Origin of the sequence: Nocardia sp. NPDC052001 (assembly GCF_040680615.1) — a bacterium.
Classification (GTDB): domain Bacteria; phylum Actinomycetota; class Actinomycetes; order Mycobacteriales; family Mycobacteriaceae; genus Nocardia.
Genome location: NZ_JBFAXC010000004.1, coordinates 102,387 through 125,733 on the forward strand (window position 1 = coordinate 102,387; position 23,347 = coordinate 125,733).

At 66.7% G+C, this 23,347-nt stretch carries 20 protein-coding genes; 11 read left to right on the forward strand and 9 right to left on the reverse strand.

Annotation, left to right across the window (positions count from 1 at the left end; genetic code table 11):
- Window positions 1-20: 20 nt before the first annotated feature.
- Window positions 21-1,655: a bifunctional aspartate transaminase/aspartate 4-decarboxylase gene (locus tag AB0L82_RS20600; protein ID WP_364638350.1), complete on the reverse strand. Its 1,635-nt coding sequence runs from the start codon at window positions 1,653-1,655 to the stop codon at window positions 21-23.
- Between the two features lie 171 nt (window positions 1,656-1,826).
- Here AB0L82_RS20600 and AB0L82_RS20605 point away from each other — a divergent pair, with 171 nt between their 5' ends.
- The 3 genes from AB0L82_RS20605 (at window position 1,827) to AB0L82_RS20615 (ending at window position 3,980) form a co-directional block, all read left to right on the forward strand.
- Window positions 1,827-2,975 (forward strand): asparaginase, encoded by a 1,149-nt coding sequence (locus tag AB0L82_RS20605; RefSeq protein WP_364638353.1) that lies wholly within the window; start codon window positions 1,827-1,829, stop codon window positions 2,973-2,975.
- A 92-nt stretch (window positions 2,976-3,067) separates the two neighbouring features.
- On the forward strand, window positions 3,068-3,730 hold the full coding sequence (locus AB0L82_RS20610) for a lysophospholipid acyltransferase family protein (RefSeq protein ID WP_364638356.1): 663 nt from the start codon (window positions 3,068-3,070) through the stop codon (window positions 3,728-3,730).
- 61 nt (window positions 3,731-3,791) lie between these two features.
- Window positions 3,792-3,980: a DUF6374 family protein gene (locus AB0L82_RS20615; protein ID WP_364638359.1), complete on the forward strand. Its 189-nt coding sequence runs from the start codon at window positions 3,792-3,794 to the stop codon at window positions 3,978-3,980.
- Window positions 3,981-4,030: 50 nt separating this feature from the next.
- On the opposite strand, the gene AB0L82_RS20620 is transcribed toward AB0L82_RS20615, so the two are convergent.
- The 6 genes from AB0L82_RS20620 to AB0L82_RS20645 all read right to left on the reverse strand — a co-directional run bounded on the left by AB0L82_RS20620 (window position 4,031) and on the right by AB0L82_RS20645 (window position 10,882).
- Window positions 4,031-5,893 (reverse strand): amino acid transporter, encoded by a 1,863-nt coding sequence (locus tag AB0L82_RS20620; RefSeq protein WP_364640364.1) that lies wholly within the window; start codon window positions 5,891-5,893, stop codon window positions 4,031-4,033.
- A 270-nt stretch (window positions 5,894-6,163) separates the two neighbouring features.
- Window positions 6,164-6,946, reverse strand: a complete 783-nt coding sequence (locus AB0L82_RS20625; protein ID WP_364638362.1) for an N-acetylmuramoyl-L-alanine amidase — start codon at window positions 6,944-6,946, stop codon at window positions 6,164-6,166.
- Window positions 6,947-6,983: 37 nt separating this feature from the next.
- Window positions 6,984-7,400: a MarR family transcriptional regulator gene (locus tag AB0L82_RS20630; protein ID WP_364638365.1), complete on the reverse strand. Its 417-nt coding sequence runs from the start codon at window positions 7,398-7,400 to the stop codon at window positions 6,984-6,986.
- On the reverse strand, window positions 7,393-8,766 hold the full coding sequence (locus AB0L82_RS20635) for an MFS transporter (protein ID WP_364638368.1): 1,374 nt from the start codon (window positions 8,764-8,766) through the stop codon (window positions 7,393-7,395). Before AB0L82_RS20635 ends, AB0L82_RS20630 begins: the two co-directional genes overlap by 8 nt.
- A 50-nt stretch (window positions 8,767-8,816) precedes the next feature.
- Complete coding sequence (locus AB0L82_RS20640; RefSeq protein WP_364638370.1) at window positions 8,817-9,728, reverse strand: hypothetical protein; 912 nt, start codon at window positions 9,726-9,728, stop codon at window positions 8,817-8,819.
- Window positions 9,729-9,892: 164 nt separating this feature from the next.
- Window positions 9,893-10,882, reverse strand: a complete 990-nt coding sequence (locus AB0L82_RS20645) for a zinc-binding dehydrogenase (RefSeq protein ID WP_364638373.1) — start codon at window positions 10,880-10,882, stop codon at window positions 9,893-9,895.
- Between the two features lie 602 nt (window positions 10,883-11,484).
- Here AB0L82_RS20645 and AB0L82_RS20650 point away from each other — a divergent pair.
- From AB0L82_RS20650 to AB0L82_RS20685, 8 genes are all read left to right on the forward strand, one after another.
- Window positions 11,485-13,719: an ATP-binding protein gene (locus tag AB0L82_RS20650; protein WP_364638376.1), complete on the forward strand. Its 2,235-nt coding sequence runs from the start codon at window positions 11,485-11,487 to the stop codon at window positions 13,717-13,719.
- Window positions 13,716-14,138, forward strand: coding sequence for a roadblock/LC7 domain-containing protein (locus tag AB0L82_RS20655; protein ID WP_364638379.1), 423 nt, complete (start codon window positions 13,716-13,718; stop codon window positions 14,136-14,138). Before AB0L82_RS20650 ends, AB0L82_RS20655 begins: the two co-directional genes overlap by 4 nt.
- Window positions 14,135-14,491 (forward strand): DUF742 domain-containing protein, encoded by a 357-nt coding sequence (locus AB0L82_RS20660; protein WP_364638381.1) that lies wholly within the window; start codon window positions 14,135-14,137, stop codon window positions 14,489-14,491. Before AB0L82_RS20655 ends, AB0L82_RS20660 begins: the two co-directional genes overlap by 4 nt.
- Before the next feature lie 28 nt (window positions 14,492-14,519).
- Entirely contained in the window at window positions 14,520-15,074 is a 555-nt protein-coding gene (locus AB0L82_RS20665) for an ATP/GTP-binding protein (RefSeq protein ID WP_364640367.1), read from the forward strand.
- Window positions 15,071-16,324 carry a cytochrome P450 gene (locus AB0L82_RS20670; RefSeq protein WP_364638384.1) on the forward strand — a complete coding sequence of 418 codons (1,254 nt, stop codon included), beginning with the start codon at window positions 15,071-15,073 and terminating at the stop codon, window positions 16,322-16,324. The genes AB0L82_RS20665 and AB0L82_RS20670 overlap by 4 nt, the downstream gene beginning before the upstream one ends.
- Window positions 16,321-17,544, forward strand: coding sequence for a cytochrome P450 (locus AB0L82_RS20675; RefSeq protein WP_364638387.1), 1,224 nt, complete (start codon window positions 16,321-16,323; stop codon window positions 17,542-17,544). The genes AB0L82_RS20670 and AB0L82_RS20675 overlap by 4 nt, the downstream gene beginning before the upstream one ends.
- Window positions 17,545-17,635: 91 nt before the next feature.
- Window positions 17,636-18,337, forward strand: a complete 702-nt coding sequence (locus tag AB0L82_RS20680) for a hypothetical protein (RefSeq protein ID WP_364638390.1) — start codon at window positions 17,636-17,638, stop codon at window positions 18,335-18,337.
- 140 nt (window positions 18,338-18,477) lie between these two features.
- Window positions 18,478-18,747, forward strand: a complete 270-nt coding sequence (locus tag AB0L82_RS20685) for a GlsB/YeaQ/YmgE family stress response membrane protein (RefSeq protein WP_364640370.1) — start codon at window positions 18,478-18,480, stop codon at window positions 18,745-18,747.
- On the opposite strand, the gene AB0L82_RS20690 is transcribed toward AB0L82_RS20685, so the two are convergent.
- Together AB0L82_RS20690 and car are read right to left on the reverse strand one after the other, a co-directional pair.
- The gene (locus tag AB0L82_RS20690; protein ID WP_364638393.1) at window positions 18,720-19,604 is read right to left on the reverse strand and encodes an SAM-dependent methyltransferase; all 885 of its coding nucleotides are present in this window, start codon (window positions 19,602-19,604) and stop codon (window positions 18,720-18,722) included. The two genes, AB0L82_RS20685 and AB0L82_RS20690, sit on opposite strands and share 28 nt — an antisense overlap.
- Window positions 19,605-19,621: 17 nt before the next feature.
- Complete coding sequence (gene car, locus AB0L82_RS20695; RefSeq protein WP_364638396.1) at window positions 19,622-23,128, reverse strand: carboxylic acid reductase; 3,507 nt, start codon at window positions 23,126-23,128, stop codon at window positions 19,622-19,624.
- Window positions 23,129-23,347 lie beyond the last annotated feature (219 nt).

The window sequence follows — 23,347 nt, forward strand, 5'->3', positions numbered from 1 at the left end:
CTCGATCGAAGCGAGCCGGATCAGCGAGTCTTGGTGCGGTTCTGAAACTCCGAGTGGTACTCATCCATGATCTGCCGCAGCCACTGCCCGATCTGCGCGTAGCTGTCCTGCCGGAGGTTGGCCATCGAGACGCGCACCGACCATTGCGGTCCGTCGAACCCGCCGCCGTTGAGCAGCACGATCGACCCCTGTTCGGCCAGCCGGAATACCGGATCGACCGGTTCGTGCTCGGTTTGCAGCCACTGCGCGAACTCCGCGCTCCAATGCTGTTTCACCCACACCATCAGATCGAGTTCGACGTAGTAGTTGGCCGCGTTGGGATCCTGCGGCACCGGCACCTGGAGACTCTCGGCGAGCGTCTGCAACCGGCGGGCGATGATCGCCTCGCAGTTCTGCTTGTGCCGCGCGTCCTTATCGAGCAGATCCGCGAGCGAGAACAGTGCCATCTGAACCTGTTGCGGTGTGGACAGTCCGGCGGTGTGATTGAGCGCCACATCCCGTGAATCCGCCACCATGCGGTCGATGAATTTCAGTTTCTCCGGTTGCAGCGCGATGGTGGAATACCGTTTGGTCAGCGCATCCCGCTGTGCGGTGGGCAAATTCGCGATGCGCGGGTCGAAGATATTGTCCTTGGCCACCGCGATGACGCCCAAACGCCAACCGGTGCAGCCGAAATACTTGCTGAACGAGTAGACGCCGATGGTATTCGCCGCGGCGATCGACATCAGCGATTGGAAGCCTTCGACGAACGTCCCGTACACATCATCGGTGATGATGGTGAGGTTCGGATTCTCCTTCGCCGCGATCTGCTTGATGCGTTCCAGCGTCGCCGAATCCAGCATCACAGACGGTGGATTCGAGGGATTCACCAGAAACAGCGCCTTGACGCTGGGATCGGCGAGCTTCTCGATTTCGGAGGCCGGGTACTGCCAGGTATGCATTCCATCCGGCGCGTTCTTCGACGCCTGCACCTCGACCACATCGAACTGATATCGCTCCAGATGCGGAATTTCCAGGTACGGCGTGAAGATCGGCGTCATGATCGCGATCCGATCACCGGGCGCGAGAATGCCATTGACCACGCAACTGTCGAACAGATAGCACATGGCGGCGGTGCCGCCCTCGGTGGCGAACAGATCCCAGCCGCCCGCGGGCGCACCGCCCATCGCCTGGTCGAGGTACGCGTGCACCACCTGTTCGATATGCGTGAGCATGCGATCCGGGACCGGATAGTGGTCGCCGTGGATAGCGTCGGCCAGTTCCCCCACCCAGGCGTCGGCGTCGAATTTCAGTGTGCCGACACCGTATTCGACCGCACCGCGCAGCAGTTCCACCTCATCGCTCGCGGGTTCGGCGGCGAGGAATTGCTCGAATCGCGCTGCGATTCCAGCGGATTGCGGCATGCCGCCCAGCCCCGGAAACTCATCCCAGTCCCGGACAGCCTCGGTGACCGCGAATCGCCCGAGCAGATAGAACGCCGAGCGCGGTACGACGGAGGTCCAATTCGGATTGCCGCGGCCCGCGTTGATCATCGCGTGCGCGGTCTTGTGCATATTCTCATCGGCCAGATCGATGAGTTCGTCTTTCAGTTCGAACGGGCTGAGCCGTTCATACTTCTTCTCGGTACCGCGATCGACCTCATTGTCCACGCTCATCGTCCAACCTCTCCGTATGTCGAAGTGCGGTCGATCCGTATCCAGCGCATACCGTGACATGCGTAAATGAATGCCGACTGTCATGACACGCTATCTCGCGAGGTTCGAAATCTGGTTGTCATAGCGGTGGTGCCGCAACGCTATCGCGATACGATCCGACAGGAGAGCACAATGGCGCGGATATCCATTTTCGGGATGGTCGGCTTGGCGGCCTGTTCGGCAGTGCTGGTGGCGGGATGCGCGAATGGCTCGACCGATTCCGAGTCGGCCGCGCAATCCTCGGCCGCTTCGCAGACCGCCACGAGCGCGGCGAAGAGCACCCCCGCCCCCGGTCAGCTCCCCCGCATCACCATTCTGGCCACGGGCGGCACCATCGCGGGCAAGGCCAATGCCAACTCCGCCGTCGGCTACACCGCCGGTGAGGCGACCGCGCAGGATCTCATCGACGCGGTGCCCGGTATCGACAAGATCGCCAAGCTGGACGCGGAACAGATCGCCAATATCGGCAGCCAGGATATGAACGACGAAGTGTGGCTGACCTTGGCCAATCGGATCAATCAGATCTTCGCCGATGACAAAGCCGACGGCGTGGTGGTCACGCACGGCACCGACACCATCGAGGAGACGGCGTTCTTCCTCGATCACGTGGTCGCGAGCCCCAAACCGGTGGTGCTGGTGGGCTCCATGCGCCCCTCCACCGCATTGAGCGCCGACGGCCCGGCCAATCTCCGCTCGGCCGTCCAGGTCGCCGCCGACGCCGATGCTCGCGACCGCGGCACCATGGTCGTCCTCAACGACACCATCCACGGCGCGAAGGATGTCACCAAAACCAACACCACCAGCGTGCAGACCTTCGTCTCGCCGAACACCGGCCCGCTCGGCCACGTCGACGCCGCCGCAGTGACCTTCGCCGGGCCCGCCTCCTCGCACCCGCGCCTGACCTTCCCGGTCCCGGGCAAATCCCCCCTCCCCCAGGTCGCCATCGTCTACTCACACGCGGGCATGGACGCCACCCAGGTAAACGACGCCCTCGGCCACGGCGCGCAGGGCATAGTCCTGGCGGGCGTCGGCGACGGCAATACCGCCAAGCCCGTAGTAGCCGCCCTCAGCGCCGCCGCGGGCAAGGGCGTCCTCGTAATCCGTTCCAGCCGAGTCGGTTCCGGCAGCGTGGTCCGCAACGCCGAACTCAATGACGACGAACTCGGCACCATCTCCGCCCTGGACCTGAACCCCGCCAAGGCCCGCATCCTCACCCAACTCCTGCTCGCCAACGGCATCACCGACAAGGCAAAAGTCCAGCAGGACTTCGCCGATTGCTGATCACCGCCATTGAGTAGTTACCCCGTGTCGCGAGCGCGGACCGGCGACAAGGATGGAAGCTGTTCGCGGACACACCGATTGCGGGGGTTGTGATGGAAGAGGATGCGGGGCGGCGGCCGAAGGGGCTGGGGAAGCGGGCCTGGGTGGTCACCCAGTTCGTGCGGCGGATTCTGCGGGCGCTGGCCTGGTCGAATTTCGTGCGGGTGACCGTGATCGGACGGGAGCTGGTGCCCAAGACCGGACCGGTGATCATCGCCAGTAATCACATTTCCATGTTGGACGCGGTGTTCCTGTGGGGTGCGCTGCGGCGGCGCGCGGTGGCGATTGCCATGGCGGAGTTGTGGACCTGGCCGGTGGTGGGGTGGCTGGTGCGGCGGCTGGGGCAGATTCCGGTGGTGCGCAAGGACAGTGGGTCGGGGCGGAGTGCGCTGGAGCGAGCGGAGCAGGTGCTGCGGTACGGCGGGGTGTTGATCATCTATCCGGAGGGGCGGTTGGTGGCGGCCGGGGAGGATGAGCCGTACAAGCCCGGGGTGGCGAAACTGGCGCTCGCGACCGGGGTTCCGATCATTCCGGTGGGGACGAGTGGCACCGATCGGGTGCTGCCGATGCGGCGGCTACGCGGGGACGGGCCGAAGTTCGATCGATCGCAGCAGGTCACAATCCATTTCGGGTCCCCGGTCGACCCGGCCGAGTTCGACGATCCGGAGAAGTTGCTGGATCATCTGCGGCAGCGGATCGAGGGCCTGAAGCAGTGAGACCAAATCGCAGACCGTTCGGTATCGAACAAAGGTTCGACTCGAGGTAATCTCTCGGGCCATGCCGGAACTGTCCAGACGCGATTGGGCGACGATGAATCTCGAGCAGGTGCGGCGGCAACTGCTCGATGCCGCCGCGTTCGGCAAGTACCTCACCCCCGAGCAGCTCGAACACGCCGCCGGGAAGATCGGTGAGGGACTGCGGGTCTTCAAGGAGGAGACCGAGCCACCGCGCGGACCGGGCATGTGAACCCGAGCGGGCATGAAAAAGGCCGGTACCGCGCGGGCACCGGCCTCGGATCAGCTGTCCACGTGTACGTGTGGTCGCTGCGAGCGCCGCGGTACCGCGCGCCGCAGGATCTCCCGCGTCACCGGCGCCACCTCGCCCTCACCGAAGAACATGAAGCGCACCAGATTGGTGAGCGGATTGCCTTCGGTCCATTCGAAATACACATGCGGCGGTGTACCGGTGCGATCGCGGATCGCCAGCAGAATCGCCGCGATGGAGTTCGGCACGGCCGCCGCCTCCACCGAAAGGATGTGGTACTGATCCACTTCCACATCGGTGACCAGCAGTTCGGTGCTGAACTCCGAAGGGTCCTTGACGATCACCTCGAGGAACAGGATCGGATCATCCTCCGGAATATGGCTTTCCCGGCGCTGATCGGCTTCCTTCTCCGCGTACTCCTGCGGCTCCCGCTTATCGATATCGTGCGTGACGATCCGGACTTCACCGCGCGCGGCCAGCAGGTCGATCATCTCCGCCGCCCGCTCATCGAATGTGACTGTCACGGCCCGCAATTCGAAGGCCCGGCGGAAGCGCGAGGCGAACGAGACCACCAGCGTCGCCACGATGAACAGCAGCGCCAGCTGCGCGCCCTCGGGCTTCTCGATGACATTGTCGATCGTGGTGTACACGAAGATCGCGGACACCACGCCGAACGACACCACCCGCGACCGCTGCCCCTGCCGCGCCGCCGACAGCGTCACCGCGACGGCCGCGGAGGTGATCAGCACCAGCACACCGGTCGCGTACGCCGCGCCCTGCGCGTCGACGCTGGCATCGAAATACCAGGTGATACCGAAGGCGATCGCGGCGAAAACCAGTACCAGCGGCCGAATCTGACGCGCCCACTCCGGTGCCATGCCGAAGCGCGGCAGGTACCGCGGCACCAGGTTCAGCAGTCCGGCCATGGCGGACGCGCCCGCGAACCACAGAATGGCGATGGTGCTGATGTCGTAGACGGTGCCGAAGGTATTGCCGAGCTGTTCATGCGCGAGATACGCCAGCGCGCGGCCGTTCGCCGGTCCGCCCGCTTTGAACGCGTCCTCCGGAATCAGCACGGTGGTAATGAAACTGGTGACGATGAGGAAGCCGCTCATGATGAGCGCGGCGGTGGTCAGCAGTTTGCGCGCGCCGAGGATGCGGGCGCGCGGATGCTCCTCGGTGTCCTCCGGACAGCCCTTGATCTGCGGCATGACCGCCACACCGGTCTCGAATCCGGACAGGCCCAGCGCCAGCTTCGGAAACACCAGCAGCGCAACGCCGATCATGGCGATCGGACTGCCGTGTTCGGCGGTGAGCGCATGTCCCCAGTCGGTGACCATGGACCCGTGCTGGATCACCGCCACCACACCGCGAATGGCGACAACCAGATTCAGCGACAGATACACGCCCACGAGTACGACGGCGATCCCGATGGCCTCGCTGAACCCCTTGAGGAACACCGCCGCCAACAATGCCAGCAGCACCAGCGTGATGAGCACGTTATGCCCGTGCAGCGCATCGGGCATGAGCGGATTCTCGACGATATGCGCCGCGCCGTCGGCCGCCGACAGCGTCATGGTGATGGTGAAGTCGGTGGCCGCGAAGCCCAGCAGCACCAGAATCAGCAGTTTGCCCCACCAGTTCGGCAGGAATTTGGCGAGCATGGCGATGGATCCGCCGCCGTGCGGACTCTCCTTGGCGACCCGGCGGTACACCGGCAGCGCGCCCAGCAGCGTCAGCGCCACCAGGACCAGGGTGGCCAGCGGCGACAGCACGCCCGCGGCCAGCGCCGCGATTCCGGGTTGATACCCGAGCGTCGAGAAATAGTCGACACCGGTCAGGCACATGACCTTCCACCAGGAATGCTGATGTTCCTTGGGCGCGCGTTTGGCCATGGGTCCGGGTATTTGGGAGTGTTGCTCCCCCGCGTCCTCCAGCAGCCAGGCCGCGAATCGCGTGCGTAGCGCAGGCTCGGTCGTGGTCAAGAGAGTCCTCCCCGGAACCCGTGTGTCCGGTTTCCCGGAATCAGCCGAAATGTCGTGGCCAATGTACTCACGGCGTGCCGACGACGGACACACCCCGCGCCGCGAGTCGCGCGGGGCGCTGTGCTAGCCGGGAAGACCCCCGGCAAGACCGGAGAGAGCTAGCCGGGAAGGGGCAGGGATCTAGCCCAGATACACCATGACGGCATTGGTGAGCGCCGTCGCCAATCGGGCACGCCCGTCCGGGGATTCGAGGATTGCCGCATCGCCCGGATCGCGCATATTGCCGCATTCGACCAACGCCGCCGGGCGTTCGGCGAGATTGAGCCCCGCGAGGTCCGCGCGCGGGTTCATCCCGTTCGAGCCGACATAGGTGGAGGGCGTGAAACCGGCCCCGACCAGCCCGTCGCGCAACGTGGTCGCCAACCGGCTGGACGGCTCGCCCTGCGAATCATTCACCGCGGGAGAGGAATAGGCCACGTGGAAACCGTGCGCACCGGCGGGCGCGCCATCGGCGTGAATGGAGACCACGGCCGCCGCGTTCACCCGCTGTCCGAGGGTGCCGCGCTCATCGACGCAGGGTCCGACGCCAGTGTCATTATCGCGGCTCATCACCACGCGAATCCCGCGCTGGCTGAGCAGATCCCGCATGCGCAGCGCCACATCGAAGTTGAATTCGTGCTCGGTGTAACCGTCATTGCCATTGGTGCCGGTGGTGTTGCATGCCTTCATCCCGCCGCGCCCGTCGGGCACCTGGGCATTGATCTCATCGGTATGCGAAGCGCCGCCGCCATTGTGGCCGGGATCGAGCACCACCACGCGTTCGGCGATCGGGAAGATCGGCAGCGCGGGCAGATCCGCCATCGGGCGATGCTGTCCGGGAACGGCCGCCGCCCCGGTACCTCCCGCCGCGATCAGCAGAGCACCGGAAATGGCCGCCAGAGCTTTCCAAGGTCGCTTGCGCACCCGGCCCACCATACGGGCCGAAGCGCGCGGCGTTAAGTCACTCCTCGAGCTTGCGGAGCAGTTCGGCGAGTGTGCGCAGTTCGTCCGGGGTGAGCGCGGCGGCCGCCGCCGGCGCGGGATCGGGCGTGGCGAGCGCGTCCAGCACCAGCTCGCGTCCGGCCGGGGTGAGCGAGACCAGTTTGACCCGCCGATTACCGGGATCGACCTCGCGCACCACCAGGCCGCGCTCCTCGAGATCATTGACGTTGACGGTCGCCGCGGGCGCGTCCATGGTGGCGGCGTGCGCGAGTTCCTTGACCGACAGCGGTCCCGGCAGCAGCCGCTTCATAATGCGAAACCTGCTGAACGGCAACCCGGTTCGCTCGACAACGGCGCGTTTCCAGCCGTCCCGGGAGTCCATCACCAGGTGGGTCAGCTGCCGCCAGACCTCATCGGGGGTGGGCGTGTCAGACATGTGCGGGGACCTTCTGTTCGAGCAGGGGTGCGACGCGGTCGCGGGTGCGGTACGCCCACGAGGTGTTCGCGGCCACGCCGAGCATGGGCACGGTGACCGCGAGCGCGGCAATGGTCCACCACAGCCCCGCTCCGGTGAGCGCACCACACAGTGCCACACCGAGGCTGACGCCGACCTGACGGCTGGTGGAGGCGACCGCCGCGGCGGCCCCGGCGCGATCGAGCGGCATACCGCTGACCGCGGCGGTGGTGATGGGCGCGTTGACCATGCCGAAGCCGATGCCGAACACCGCGAACATGATGATCAGCTGCCACTGCGGGGTGGCCGGGGCCAGCCGGGTCAGGGCTACCGACGCGATCGCCATCAGCGTGCCCGCGATGACCAGGGACGGCCGGGTGCCGTAGCGGCCGACCATGCGCCCGGAGATGGGCGAGAAGATCAGCATGCCGATCGCCATGGGCAGGTACAGCAGACCGGTGTGCACGGCCGAGAACTCCCGTGTCCCTTGCAGATACAGCGAGATATCGAACAGGAACGCGCCCAGCGCCGCGAACGCGCACACCGCGGTGATGGTGGCCGAGGCGAACGGGAAGCTGCGGAAGAAGCGCAGATCGATGAAGGGCGTGGGATGCCGCGACTCATGCCAGAGGAATCCGGCCAGCGCGGCGGCGGTGAACACGAAGATGACGGGTTTGTGCTCGATCAGCCCGAACACCAGGGTGAACATGAAGGCGATGGCCAAAAGTTGTCCGGCCCAATCCATTCCGCGCGGCTGACTGGATTTGGATTCGGGCACGAAGAGGGTGGTGAGCACCAGGGCGACGGCCACGATGGGCAGGTTGATCCAGAACACCGACTGCCAGCCGAGCGAATCGATGAGCAGTCCGCCGACCAGCGGTCCCATGGCGGTCGAGATGCCGACCACCGCACCCCAGACGCCAACGGCGCGTGCGCGTTCCATGCGGCCGGTGAAGACGGTGGTGATGATCGACATGGCCACCGGATTCAGCATGGAACCGCCGATGGCCTGCAAAAACCTTGCGCCGATGAGGATTTCGATGGTGGGCGCGAGGCTGCACAGCAGTGAGCCGAGCGCGAAGGTGAGCAGGCCGATGCGGAATACGCGCTTGCGGCCGATGCGGTCGGCCATGGCGCCGGACAGCATGAGCAGGCTGGCCAGGGTGAGGGTGTAGATGTCGACGATCCACTGCAACCGGGTGAGCGGTGCGCCGAGATCGGACTGGATGGTGGGGATGGCGACGTTCACGATCGTCGCGTCCATGGAGGAGATCAGCAGGCTGAGGCAACAGGTGATCAGGATGAGCGTCTTGCGCTCTTTACCGAGTTCCCCAATAGCTGTATTCACACAACGATTGTGAAACTAAAACTATTCGATGGCAATAGCTGTGTGCCAGGTCACCGCTGAGGTGCGGGTCCGCCCGCCGGACCGGGCTGGCCGGGCAACATTCCAGCCAGGCCGGGCATCGCCGCGGGAAGACCAGGAACCGAGTCGAAGAAGTCGGCCAGCGGGGCGAGCGTCCCGCCCAGCGGTGCCAGGAAACCCGGCACCGGGCCGAGGACACCGGACAGGGTCTCCAGCACATTGGTGAGCGGTCCGAGTTCTCCGGCTTCGGCCGCGAGCACATCCTCGGTCTGCTCGGCGGCGGTGCCGTAGGTGTGCGCGGTGACGGTGAAACCCGAACCGAAGGAGGCCGAGGCGACTTCCGGAACGCCCGTATCCGCCCAGCCCCATTTGGTGCCCTTGATATGCGGCAGCCGCGAGGTGCCCCAATCCTGTGTGGTGCCATCGGCGGCGACCGTACTGGCCTGCTCCATCCAGTCGAGGATGGGACTGTCCGGATCATTGCGGACCTTGGCCAATAGGAAGTCGGCCATATCGGCGGTGCTGGTGGAGGACATGCCCCAGTCCGCGCCGCCGTGCGTGGCGGGGAGTTCGTATTCGGCGGCGACCGCGTCGATGGCTCCGGGGTATTTGGCCGCCATGGCATCGGCGGCGGCATCGTCGGAGTAGCGAATCATGCGCTCCCCCAACTCTTTATCCTGCGGAGAACCGTCGCCGTGCCGGAGCGCGTAATCGGCAAGGTAGAGCTTGGCGATGGACAGGCCGCCGCGCGATTCGGTTTCGTTCTCGGTGCCCCACTTCATGCCCGGCACGATCGAGCGCAGTGAGATCGACGTGCGCGGGGGCACCTGCCGATGTTCGCCCGGCTGGGGTTCGTGCGGTTTCGGCTCCTGCGCCGCCGCCGGGGCCGAACATACGCAGACGCCCACCGCGACCGCACCGATCAGCCCTGTCCAGTAGCCCATCGCAACCTCCGCGTCGAGCCCCGCCCATCGTCCAGCTTGCCCGCCGCGGCCCCTGGGAACTGGGAAAACGCTCCCGACACGCCGACCGCCGGGGCCGACCGCGGCGCTCTGGCGGCGATCGACCCCGGCACACGGTCCGAATAAACGGCCCCGGCGCTAAGCGATCAGACGGTGAGGATGGTGCGCCCTGCCGCCGCCCGGGATTCGATGGCGGTGTGCGCGGCGGCGGCATCCGCCAGGGCGAACCGCTGCCCGATGACGACCTCCAGGCGACCGGCGGCGGCTTCGGCCTGAACGCGGTCGTGCAGTGCGACCCAGTCGGTGCCCGCGGCGGTGATATCGAAGAGGGTGAGCACCGTGATATCGCGCGCCGCGGCGGCTTCGCTGTCGACAGCCGCGAATCCGCCTGCCGCATTGCCGTATCCGAGCAGGCGTCCACCGGGGACCAGGGCAGCCACGCTGTCTCCGCCGATCCGCCCGCCCGCGCCGTCGAGCACCGCGTGCACGCCGCCGGTGATTTCCCGGACCTGATCGACCCAGTCCGGCCGGGAGTAGTCGACGACCGCTTCGGCCCCGAGTCGTTGCGCCAGTGCGAGTTTCGCCTCACCGCGCGCCGCGGCGATGACGCGGGCCCCCGCCGTGCGGGCGAGCTGGATCAGCAGGGTGCCCAATCCGCCTGCGGCAGCGGTGATCAGGACCCATTCGCCCGCGCGCAGGTCGGCGCGATCGGCCACGGCCAACGCGGTGCGACCGTCATGCACCAGGGCCACCGCCTGATCCAGGGTCAGATCCTCGGGGACGATCGACAGGGTGTCGGCCTTGGCCAGCACCTTCTCGGCGTAGCCGCCGGTCGGTGTGCCGCTGCCGATTCCGCTGTCGGCGGTGGGGGTGGCGACTCGGCGGCCGATCCATTGCGCGTCGACGCCGGGGCCCACCGATTCCACCACGCCGGACACCGCTCCGCCGGGGACGAACGGCGGGTGCACCGGGAAGTAGTCGCGGCCGACGCCGCTGCGCAGCATGGTGTCCAGGAACATGACGTCGGCGGCGGCCACCGCGACCACCACTTCACCGGCTCCCGCCACCGGATCGGGCACCTCATTCACCGCCAGCACTTCCGGATCTCCGAATGCCTTGGCCTCGACAACGCGCATCGCCCTAACCTTCCCGCCGTACCGGATAACTGACACCAGCCTCCAACCTCGACAATGGTTGAGGTCAAGCGCCGCGACCGGAATTCGCGCAATCGCCGGTGTGATGCGCACGACAGCGCGCCGAATTCGATGCCCCGGTCGCGGCCGTACCGGCACACACGCGCCCCGCCGATCGTCCGGTCGCGAGTAGACCGGATCGCAGGACATTCGACCGCTGCCGGACCGTCTCCAGTTGAACATTTCCGGCCAATTTCGGTCGGGCCGTGTGTGTTTGCCGTGGTGTGACTGCGTGCCCGGATGGTGCGGCGATCGCGGCAGCTCACCATCACCGCGCGCGGCCGTTCCGGTGGTACGGGCGTGAGCAGGTCGAAAACTGATTCTGTACAGCGGATTACGTCCCGGCGACGGTGGTCCCAACTGACGGGATAGCGCGTTGCCTGGGCGTTCGCGCTCGGGTAGCGCCGGACATGCCGGACGCATATGCTCGTCCGCTAGATCCGAATCCGCTTGCCGGTGCACATATTTGGCGTGCTCCGCCATCGAGCGGATGCGGTCGCATCGTGGAACTCGCCCCGGTGCACATGCGTGCGGAAGTGCAAAGCTTGTCGGAGTCATCGAATCCCGGGGGATCATCGAATCCCAGGGGCGGGGAGCCGGATACCGTCGACGGTGCACGGCTGCCGTTCGGGACGCTGCTGGGATGTGCCGCGGTGACCGCGATCGCGGTGGGCGGCACGGTATTCGCGGCCCCGGACGATATGCGGATCGCGGTCGGAATCGGCGGCGGTATCGCGGCGGTGCTGCTGTGCGCGGCGATCACCGCGGCGGCCTATTTCCGGTCCCTGGCCGGGCGTGCGGGTCAGGTGGGCGATACCCGGGCCGGGCACGCCGAGGCGCGGACCGCGGCGGTCATCGCCGAGGCGGAGGCGCGACTCGCGGACGGGCAGCAGCGAATTCAATCGCTCACCGAGGCGGTCGCGGCCAAGACGCGTGAGGCCAAGGAGAGTGAGAATCGGCGCGCGGCGGCCATGGCGGCGTTCGCGGGCGCGGCCGGTCGTATGCAGGCGATGAGCACCTCCATGCTCGCCGAACTGCGCGAGATGGAGCATCGGCACGCCGATCCCAAGGTGCTGGCCGATCTGCTCGAGCTCGATCATCGCACCGCGCAGGCGGGTCGGCTCGCCGACAGCGTCGCGGTATTGAGTGGTGCGCGTTCCGGGCGGCGCTGGGCCAAACCCATTGCCATGGAATCGATTCTGCGCGGGGCCATGGGCCGCGTCGCGGGTTACCAGCGCATCCGGTTGCGGGCGGTCACCGATATCGCCGTCGCCGGGCACGCCGCCGAGGGCGTCATGCACGCGCTGGCCGAACTCCTCGACAATGCCTGCAATTTCTCGCCGCCGACCACCGAGGTGCACGTCTACGCCGCGGAAGTCCCCGCGGGCGTGGTGATCACCATCGAGGACAGCGGCCTGGTCATGAGTGAATCCGCCCTGCGCCGCGCCGAAGCCACCGTCTCCGGCAAATCCAATCCCTCGGGCCTGGGCAACCCCGGCTCCAATCCCGCGGCGGCCCCGGGTATCTCGGACCTCTCCTCTCTCTCCGGCACCCGCCTGGGCCTGGCCGTGGTCGGCTACCTGGCTCGCAAACACGACCTGACCGTCTCCTACCGCCCCTCCGCCATCGGCGGCACCGCGGTGGTAGTGGTCGTCCCCCGCGAACTCACCACCCGCATCGACCGCACCCCCGGTGCCCTCTCCGCCATCCCCCTCCCCGCCCGTTCCCCCGCCGACCTCCCTCCCGCCTCACCCCCGCGCTCCGACACCATCCCGGCCCTCCTGACCGTGGACATCACCACCACCGCCCCACCTCAGGCAGCCCCGCGCCCCGAATCCCCGAACGCCGACCCGAACCCCACCGGCCCGATCCCCCGCCGTACCGAAATCCATTCCGGCCCAACACCGGACACGCTATCGGGCGAGCGGGCGCAACCTGCGGACAGCAGTGCCGCCGAGCAGGGCAGCACCCCGGCGGCCGCCATTTCCTCTGGCGCAATCGGATTCGCCGGGCCTGAACGCGGCGGACAACCTGCGGGCAGGCCGGGAGCACCGACTCCGGGCGCGGTGCCCAATCCCTCCCGCGCACCCGAGCCCATCGCCAACGCCAACGCAGCCAACCGGGCCCCGGGGCAGCGCACCACAGTGTCCAACCCGGGTGCTCCGTTGCCAATCCCCTCCGGCGCAGCCGAATCCGCACCTGTCGTGCGATCCGGCCAGCACACCGGCGGGCCGCCGGTCGGTTCCGTAGCCGGACAGGACAGGGCGGCGACACCGTGGTTCCGAGAGACCGCGCCGGGCCCCGACGCGGAGCGCAATAAATCCAATGCCGCTTCGCCACATACTGATTCGGTTCCCGCGCCTGCCGGTAGCGGAGTACAACCGGCAGGGTCCGGCGGCCAGCACCCCGGTCCCGTCGGTTCCGGTGGCTATCACCCCGGTGCGGCACCCGGATTCTCCGGTAGCACTTCGGTTTTGCCGGATCGCATGTTCGATTCCGGTGACAAGAGCACTGCTGTAAAGCCTTCCGCGCCTGGCGGATCAGCTCCTGCAGCCCCCGGCTCGGCAGCCCCACGCCCCTCCGGTTTGCCGCGCCGGGTGCGGGGGCAGACACTCGCGCAGGTGCATCCCGAGGGGCTGGCGGCGCCCGAAGCGCCTCCGCGCGGGGTGGCGCGGCCGGTGTCGCCGGGCGCGCTGGGGGCTTTTCAGCGAGCGGTCAACGGGCGCGAGAATGCCGGTACCGCAATACCTTTCCCGTCGGCCTTGGAGAGCGATAAATGATCCCGTCCGCCACGCAGCTGGGCTGGCTGCTGGAGCAGCTACTCACCCGTACCCCGCGCGCCAGGCATGCCCTGCTGCTGTCCGGGGACGGGTTGAAGATCTGCCACACCCCGGAGCTGGCCAATGACAGCGCCGATCAGCTGGCGGCCATCGCCGCCGGTATTCAAAGCCTTTCGCACGGTGCGTCGGTGGAGTTCGGGGATGGGCGCGGCGGTGTGCGCCAGTCCATGACCGAGTTCTACGGCGGCATCCTGTTCATCGTGGAGGCGGGGGTGGGCGCGCATATCGCGGTGGTCGCCGCCGAGGACGCCGACGCCGGACTGGTCGGCCACAATATGCGCGAACTGGTGGAACAACTGGGCGAGCACCTTGCCGCGCAGCCGCGGGTGCGCGATCCCCGGGGAGCTGGCGTGTCGTGACCAGGCCAGACGAGGATCCGGATCGGCTCTACACGCTGACCGGCGGCCGCAGCCGACCGGATTCGGATGCCTTCGATCTGGTCACCCTCGTGGTGAGCGAATGCGCTCCGGCGCCGGGCATGCAATCCGAGCATGCCGCGATTCTGGAGATCTGCCGCTCCCCCACCGCCGTGGTGGAGATCGCGGCGGAATTGCGACTACCGGTCGGCATCGCCACCATTCTGCTGTCGGATCTGCTGCACGCGGGCAAGATCACCGTGAGGCATCCGCGGTATGACCCTGCCTCGCAATGGCATTCGCTGCCCGACACCACCACCCTGGAGAAGGTGCTCGTTGGACTCCGCAATCTTTGACCCCCGGCCGTCCCGCGCCGCCGCACCCCTGCACGCCTCCGCCAGCAATGGCCTCAAGATCGTGATCGTCGGCGGTTTCGGCGTCGGCAAGACCACCATGGTGCGCGCGGTCAGCGAGATCCGGCCGCTCGATACCGAGGCCACCATGACCCAGGTGGGCGTCGGCGTCGACGATCCGGCGGGTTCGCCCGGAAAGTCCACCACCACGGTGGCTTTCGACTTCGGCCGCATCACCATCGACGCCGAACACGTGCTGTATCTGTTCGGCGCGCCCGGGCAGGAGCGGTTCTGGTTCCTGTGGGACCGGCTGTTCACCGGCGCGCTGGGCGCGATCGTGCTCGTCGATCAGCGCCGAATCTCCGACTCCTGGTACGCGATCGACCGGCTCGAACATCAGCGCACGCCGTTCATCGTGGCGTGCAACAACTTCGGCGCGGACTTCGATCCGCGCGAGGTACGCGAGGCGCTGGATCTGGATCCGCACGTCCCGCTCATCGAGTGTGATGCGCGGCAGCGTGATTCCTGTAAGCAGGTGCTGATCACCCTGGTCGAATACCTCTACACCCCGGAGACCCTGTCATGACCTCGCCCGAGCCCGCCGCCTGCCCGGTGCGGCCGGGCGTCGTACCGCTGAGCGGCCCGCGCTTCCACACCGACCCGCACCACCTCTACAACGATATGCGCCGCGAACACGGTGCGGTGGTGGCGGTGGAACTGCCCGGCGGCGTGCCCGCGTGGCTGGTCATCGGCTATCGCGAAATGCATCAGGTCACCAATAGTCCGGAGTTGTTCCCGCGCGATGTGAGCCTGTGGAATCAGTGGGGCACTATCCCCGAGGACTGGCCGCTGCTGCCGATGGTCGGGCAGCCCATGCCGTCCATCTATTTCACCGCGGGCGCGGAACATCGCCGCCATCTCGCCATGGTGGAGCCCGCGCTGGAATCGGTGGATCCGTTCGAATTGCGCAGGGTCTGTGAGAGTTTGGCCGATCGGCTGATCGACGCCTTCTGCGGGCGCGGCTCCGCCGATCTGATGGCCGAGTTCGCCGAACCGCTGCCGGTGCTGACCTTGGCCGCGCTGCTGGGTTTCCCGGATTCGGACGGCCCGCATCTGGCCTGGTCCATGAAGGTGATGGCCAATGGCGGCGCGGACGCCCAGGCCGCGCATCTGCAATTCATGGGTCATATGCAGCGCCTGGTGGCGATGAAGAAGGCCATGCCCGGTGATGATCTGACCTCGCGCATGCTGGCGTATCCGACGCCGTTCACCGATGAGGAATACATCAACGACCTGATGGCGATCACCGCCGCCGGGCATCTGACCACCTGTGACTGGCTCGGAAACTCGGTGCGGCTCATGCTCACCGACGATCGGTTCGCGGCCGCGCTGGGCGGTGGCCGCCGCAGTATCAGTCAGGCCATGAACGAGGTGCTGTGGGAGGAGTCCCCGACCTCGATTCTGGCCGGGCGCTGGGCGGCGCGCGATACCCGATTGGGCGACAAGACGATTCGCGCCGGGGATCTGCTGCTGCTGGGTCTGGCCGCGGCCAATACCGATCCGCATGTGCGCCAGCATGTTTCGGAGGGTATGCAGACCGGCAACAGCGCGCACTTCGCGTTCAGTCACGGTGAGTATCGCTGCCCGTTCCCGGCGCAGCATATCGCCGAGATCATCGCCCGGACCGGTATCGAGGTGCTGCTGGATCGGCTGCCCGATATCGATCTGAGTGTGCCCGCGCGGAACCTGATGCGCCGACCGTCTCCATTCATGCAGGGAATGTCTTCTCTCCCTGTTGTTTTCAGCCCAGTTCGTGCCGTCGGAGGTTTCCAGTGAGTTCCGCATGCCCACACGCCATCGCCATCGATCCCATGGTCGCCGATCTGACCGGTGAGACCGCGCGCCTGCGCGCGGCCGGTGCGGTGACCCGTATCGAACTGCTCGGGGTGCCCGTCTGGACCATTACCGAGCACGCCCTGGCCCGCCAGCTGCTGACCGATACCCGCCTGGTGAAGGACATCAATTCCTGGGGGCTGTGGACCTCGGGCGTGGTGACCCGGCAGTGGCCGCTGATCGGCATGATCGATGCCGGGCGTTCGATGTTCACCGTGGATGGGGCCGAGCATCGCCGGTTGCGCATCAAGACCACGCAGGCGCTGACCCCGCGCCGCCTGGAGGCGCTGCGGCCGTCGATCGAGGCGCTGGTCGCGGAATTGCTCGACAATCTCGAGGCCGCCGCGCGCGAGGGCGAGGTGGTGGATCTCAAGCAGGTCTTCGCCTATCCGCTGCCGATGCGGGTGATCAGCGAGCTCATGGGCGTGGAGCCGGGCGATCAGGCCATGCTGCTGGACTGGTACAAGAAGTTCTTCTCGATGATGACCCCGCAGGATGAGCGGTTGCGCGTCATAGATGCCATGGACGTGTACTTCACCGAGATGGTGCGCCGCAAAACCGCTTCTCCCGGTGACGATCTCACCAGCGCGCTGATCCTGGCCGATGAGGGCGGCGATCCGCTCACCGAGGAGGAGGTGGTCGGCAATCTCAAGGCGCTGGTGGCCGCCGGGCATGAGACCACGGTCAGCCTCATCGTGAATACGGTGCGCGCCTTGCTGACTCGTCCCGAACAGCTGGAGGCGCTGCGCAGCGGTGATGTGGACTGGAAGCAGGCCATCGAGGAGACGCTGCGCTACGACGGTCCCGTCACGCATCTGCTGATGCGCTTCGCCACCGAGGATATTACGGTGGGCGACACCGTGATCGAGAAGGGCGAGGGTGTGGTGATCTCCTACCGCGCCGTCGGCCGCGATACCGCCGTGCACGGCGCGGACGCCGACGAGTACGACATCACCCGCACGACCGCGAACCGCAATATCTCCTTCGGCTACGGTCCGCACATCTGCCCCGGCGCGGCCCTGGCTCGCTTGGAAGCGGCCATCGGCTTGCCCGCCCTCTTCGAGCGCTTCCCGGGCCTCAAGCTCGCGATCCCGGACGAGGAGATCACTCACCTGCCGGTCCTCACCCAGAACGACGTGGCCGCTCTCCCGATCAGCATCTGAGCTCCGGCGGCCGATGCTCGAGGCATCGGCCGCCGTACTCGCCCACCGCACCTCCCGGAATTCGCGGCAACCGCCTGGCATGCTGTGGCGCGTGATGACCAAGGGAGCGATTTCGGCGATCCTGTGCGCGGTGCTGCTCACCACGGGTTGCGGTGGCACCAAGAGCGATTCCGGCGCGGGTTCCGGTACCCCGCAACCGAGTACGCCCCGCGATCAGCTGCTATTGAGCGCTTCGGAGTTCCCGCCCGGCACCAAGCCCCTGGACATCCCCGCCGACAAACTGCGCTCCAGCGTCACCGACCTCGGCGACATCATGGCCAACTCCACCGTCACCCCGCCGGATTGCCGTGGCCCGCAGGTGGATCTGGCCGCCCTCAGCAACGATCTGCTGAGCAATTCCGCCATGTCCGCCGCCGCCACCGAGAACATGGACATCTACCTGGAATTCGTCTCCCCCAAAACCGCCGACCTGAACCTCATGATGGACACCAACACCAAGTGCGCCCACCTGAGTTCGATCAGCACGGTCGACGGCCAACAGGTCGAAACCAAGGTGGACATGGAAAAACTCCCCGCCACCCTGGACGGAGTCGATTCGGTCGCCTACAAAGCCACCAGCACCTCCACCCTCCCCGGCTCCCCCGCCACCACCCGCACCGCCTACCAAGGCTGGGCCACCCTCCGCGGCCTCACCATCGCCGCCCGCTCCGCCGCCCTCTCCGGCACCCCCGACCAAGCCGCCTTCCAAAAATTCTTCGCCGCCGCCGTGGAGAAGGTCCGCAACTCGAAATAGGGCTGCCGCGCACGGACGCAACGGGATTCGACGGTGGTGGCAGATGTTCACGAACCGGACGCGCTGATGTCGGGCGACACGCTCTTCCGGGCGGTTTGTTTTGCTACCGTCGAGTTCGCGACATCCGCACGGCTAGGAGCATTGCCATGGGCATTATCGCCATGATCATCATCGGCCTGATCGCCGGCGCCATCGCCCGGCTCCTTGTTCCAGGTAAGGAAGATTTCGGGTGGATCGCCACGATCGTGCTGGGGATCGTCGGCGGGTATGTCGGCGGTACGCTCGGCAGTCTGGTGTTCGCGCCGCATAAGTTCAGCGTGCATCCGCCGGTATCGCATACCTTCCTCGGGGCGATCGTGGGCGCGGTGATCGTGCTGGTCATCTACAAGTTCGTGAAGGCTCGGGTCTGATCCGCACCGTGCGTGGCGCGCAGTACGTGAGGCATGTTGCCGGACTGCGGGTTTCGCGGTTTGCCGAACAGGTCGGCGATGATGTCGGGGGCCGTGTGGTCCTCGATATCGGTGTAGCCGAGGCCGTGCAGTAGCTCGGCCATTTCGGCGGGTGTGAAGTAGCTCAGGAATGGTTCGCCGACCGCGCCCACGCGGGCGGCGCGGGCCTGTAGCGCCGCGCGTTCCTCGGCGGTCTCGCCCGGGCAGAGGTAGTCGAAGATCACCTGTGCGGTATCCGCTTGTCCGGCAATGTAATCCAGCGTGCCGAGGATGGCTTCGCGGGTGAGGTACATGATGACGCCCAGCCAGACGAATACCGCTGGCCGGGTGCGATCGAAGCCCGCCGCGGCCAAACCCGCTGCCAGCGTGCTGGTTTCGAAGTCCACGGGGACGTAGGTCACCGAATCCGGTACCGGAATATCGGAGTGCGCCAGTTGGCGGCGCTTCCACGACTGGGTGTCGGGATGGTCGACTTCGAAGACCCGCAGTTCGGGGTAGGGGTTGCGGTAGGCGAACGTGTCCAGGCCCGCACCGACGATGACGACCTGCCGGGTGCCGGTGGCGACGGCCGCCGCGACGGTGTCCTCGGCGAAGCGCGCGCGGGCCGCAAGAAAGAGGCGGCGACGCCGATTCAGCTCCGGATCCTCACCCGGCCGGGTGCTCGGTGTGGCGTGCCGCTGTGCGACGACCGTCGCGTCCACGCCCAGAATCCGCACCGCCAGTGGATCGGTGAAGATGCGCGGTTCATCGGCGAACTGGTGGTAGGCGCGGGCGTACGCGGTGGCGAGGGCGGTCCGGCTGGGTTGACCGTTCTCCATGGATCGAGCCTTTCGGGCTAGAGCAGTCCGCGCAATCGCAGATCGGTCACGTATTTGCGGATCAGTTCCGGTGTCAGATGTGGGATATCGCGGTCCGGGCCGATCTCGGCGTCCTGTACGGCCGCGTGGAATCGCTTGGCGGGCAGGGCGGAACCGGGAATCGGCAGGCCGGGGTACCGGTAGGCGTGCAGTAGCGGCAGCACCGATGCCTGGCGTTGCGGTTCTGGCAGTGCGCGCAGCGCGGTGTCGAAACGGGTGAACCAGTTGTCGTAGTCGTCGAGGCGGTCGATGGCGTTTCCGTCAGCGATCAGCCAGTCGACGAAGGTGTCCAGGGAGATGCTGTCATCGTGCGGGTTGAAGACGTCGAAAGTCTGGAATCCGGTGCTGTCCGCACCGAGTACGGTGATGGCCGCCGCCGTGAAATCGACGGGCAGCCCGTCGTAGTGCGCGCGCTGCCGGTTGCCCTGGGAATCGGTGCGGTAGAAGGACTTCGGCGCGATGCCGGTGGCCAGCAGGCTGAGCAGCAAGCGGCTGAACATATCGGTGAGGTTGAACTGACCCGCGTAATCGCTGTGAGCCAGGATCATGTCGGAGCGGAAGACCGCGACCGGCAGGCCGAAATGCTCGTGCGCCTCGCGCAGCAGCACCTCACCGGCCCATTTGCTATTGCCGTAGCCATTCGCATATCCGTCGCCGACCCGGCGTTCCGCGCTGATCTGACGAATATCGGCGTCCTCGTCGAAGAGTTCCGGATCGACCTGATCGGCGACCGCGACGGTCGACAGATAGGTGACCGGCTTCATGCGCGAAGTCAGCGCCAGCCGGATGATCTCGGCCGTGCCCGCCACATTGGGCTCGAACAGCTGGTTGTACGGCAGCACGTGATTCACCAGCGCGGCGGGATGCACGATCGCATCGACCTGTTCGGCCAATCGCTCCCATTCCGGCTGTGAGAGACCGAAATTCGCATCGCCGATATCGCCGGCCAGCACGATCAGATGACGGTCGGCCAGTTCGCGGTATTCGCGCAGCAGCCCGGCATCTCCCGAATCGAATGCGGCATCGAGCCGCGCCCGAGCCGCCGCCGGGGTGCTGCCGCGCACCAGGCAGATGACCGTGCCGTCCGAATCAGCTACGCGCCGTAGCCATTCCAGGCATAGGAAGCGGCCCAGGTAGCCGTTCGCGCCGGTCAGGAATACGGTGCGCGGCGACTCGGCCCTGTCCGCCAGTTCGGTGGCGGCCGCCAGTGTCGCGGCATCGATGAATTTGTCCAGGGTCAGATCGGCGGCACGAATGCTGTCGCCAGCACCGTGCACGGTCGCGGCGGTAGGACGTTGCGATCCCGAAGCACGCTGCTGCTCTACGTACTCCGCGAGCGCGGCCAGATCATTGGCCGGGCTGACGATCACACTCACCGGCACATCGACCTCGAGGATATCGGTGAGCAGCGTGGCGAAGGACAGCGCCGAGAGCGAATCACCGCCGAGATCCGCGAAATGCGCGTCGGGCCGCAAATCACCTGCCGCACATCCCAAGAGCGCACCGGCGGCGCGGCTGACAGTCTCGAGCACAGGCCGGTGTGCCGCATCCTGGCGCAACACCGCGAGCTCATTCGCCTGCGCGGCCGCGAGCTCGGCGTACAGCTCTTCGAGCCGCTCCCCGTACCGCTCTTTCAGCTTGGGCCGCAATAGCTTTCCGAGCCCGGCGAGCAGCCCGTTATCCGTGGTGAACGGCTCGGTCTCGATGAGGAACGCCCGCGGAATCTCATACGATTCCAGTTCCGCCTCACGCGCCAGCCGTTGCAGCGATTCGTTCAACGCTTCGCGCAGCGCCGCACTGGTGGCCGCGTCCGGCCCCGCGGCCAGGGCTTCCTCTGTCGGCACGATCACGGCGAGCAGATACGCCCGCTCACTATTGCCGTACACGTAGATCTGCCGAATCAGCGGACTGGTGGCGTACACCGCCTCCAGCTTCGCGACGGTGACGAACTCACCCTGCGACAGCTTGAGCACATTATTGCGGCGATCGACGTAAACCAGTTCGTCCGTGCCGATTTCGGCCACGATATCACCGGTGCGATAGAACCCGTCGGCGTCGAAGATCTCGGCCGTGATATCCGGGCGCTTGAAGTACCCGGGAATCATGACCGTGGTCTTGAGCAGCAATTCCCCACGCGGATACGGCTTATCGGTGCCGTAGTACCCCAGTTCCGGCACATCGACCAGCCGGTAGTCCAGCACCGGCGGCCGCGCCAGCCGATTGTCGAACAGGATGCCGCCGCCCGCCTCGGTGGAGCCGTAGCCGTCGTGCAGTTCGAGTTCCAGCAGCGATTCCATGAAGGTCTTCATCTCGGCCGAGATGGGCGCGCTGCCCACCATCACTCCGAACATCCGGCCGCCCAGCACTCGTTCGCGCAGTTCGGTTTTCACCTCGCGCACCGCGTCATCGCGATCGGCTCCGACCGCGACCCGGCCGCCGACCTCGCTCAGGAAGCGCTGGAACACCATGTCGCACACCCGCGGTACGAAGAAGAATTCGGTGGGCCGCACCAGCGCGATATCCTCGAACAGCGTCGAAAGATCGCTGACCGCCGCGAAATACGCGGTGCCGCCCCGGGACAGCGCACCGAGCAGCGACAGCCGCCCCGCCACGTGACTCATCGGCATATAGCTGAAATTGATTGCGGGAATGGGTGATTGCGCAGCGCCACCGGTCCACATGGCGTTCACCAGCCGCGCCGGATACATGGCCCCCTTGGGCGCACCGGTGCTCCCGGAGGTGTAGATGAGCAGCGCCAGCGCCTCGGGGTCGACCGCGACGGCCGCGACCGGCGGCAGCGAGCGCCCGCGCTCCAGCACCTGCGCCAGCGTCTCGATCGCGATCGAGCTGCCGTCCCGCAGCAGTCGCGCCCGCGCGGATTCCAGTGCGGCACGGTGATAGTCGTCGTCGGCATGGAAGTCGATGACGATCACCGCGGGCGTCAGTCCCTCGGGCATGGCTGTCAGCGCAGCGTCCAGCAATTCCAGACTGACCGCGAGCACCCGCGGCGCGGTCTCGGTGAGGATCGAATTCCACTGCGCCACAGCCGCACTCGCCTGCAATGGCACGCAGACCAGCCCGGAGAGCTGGCACGCCAGGTCTACGGTCGTGTAATCGGCGCTGGTGAACCCGAGCGTGGCCACGAATTCCCCGGTCCGCACCGGATTCGGATCGTCCCACCACGCGGCCCGCAGCGCGCGGATCCCCGCCGCCAGCTCGGCGTAGGTGATGGTGTCGTACCGATCCACCGGCCGCCGCGTCTGCCGCCCCTGCGCATCGGTGACTACCTCGTACGCCCGCTCCCCCAGCGCGGGGCGCTCGGCATACCGTTCCAGCACGATCGAGATGATCTCGGCGGGCGCGAGCCCGGCCCGCCGAATCTCCGCATTGACCTCGTCACTCTGCAGTGCCGCACCAACCTGCGCATCGGCCAGCAGATTCGCGATCCGCTGCCTGCGCTCAGCCTCCGACGTGCCAGTGTCCACGACGACCCCTCAGACGTTTAGCATAGCTAACCAGATTACGGTGCGCCCGCAACCCCGGAATGTCAAGCATCCCTGCTATTCGCCCGAAAAATCACGCGTGTCCGCTATCTCCCCAGCAGATCCGCCACCCGCACCAGCGGGGCGGCATGCGCGAAGATCATATTAGGATCGCGCAGTTTCCCGGATACCGCTGCGCATCGAACACCACCGCGCCCAGCA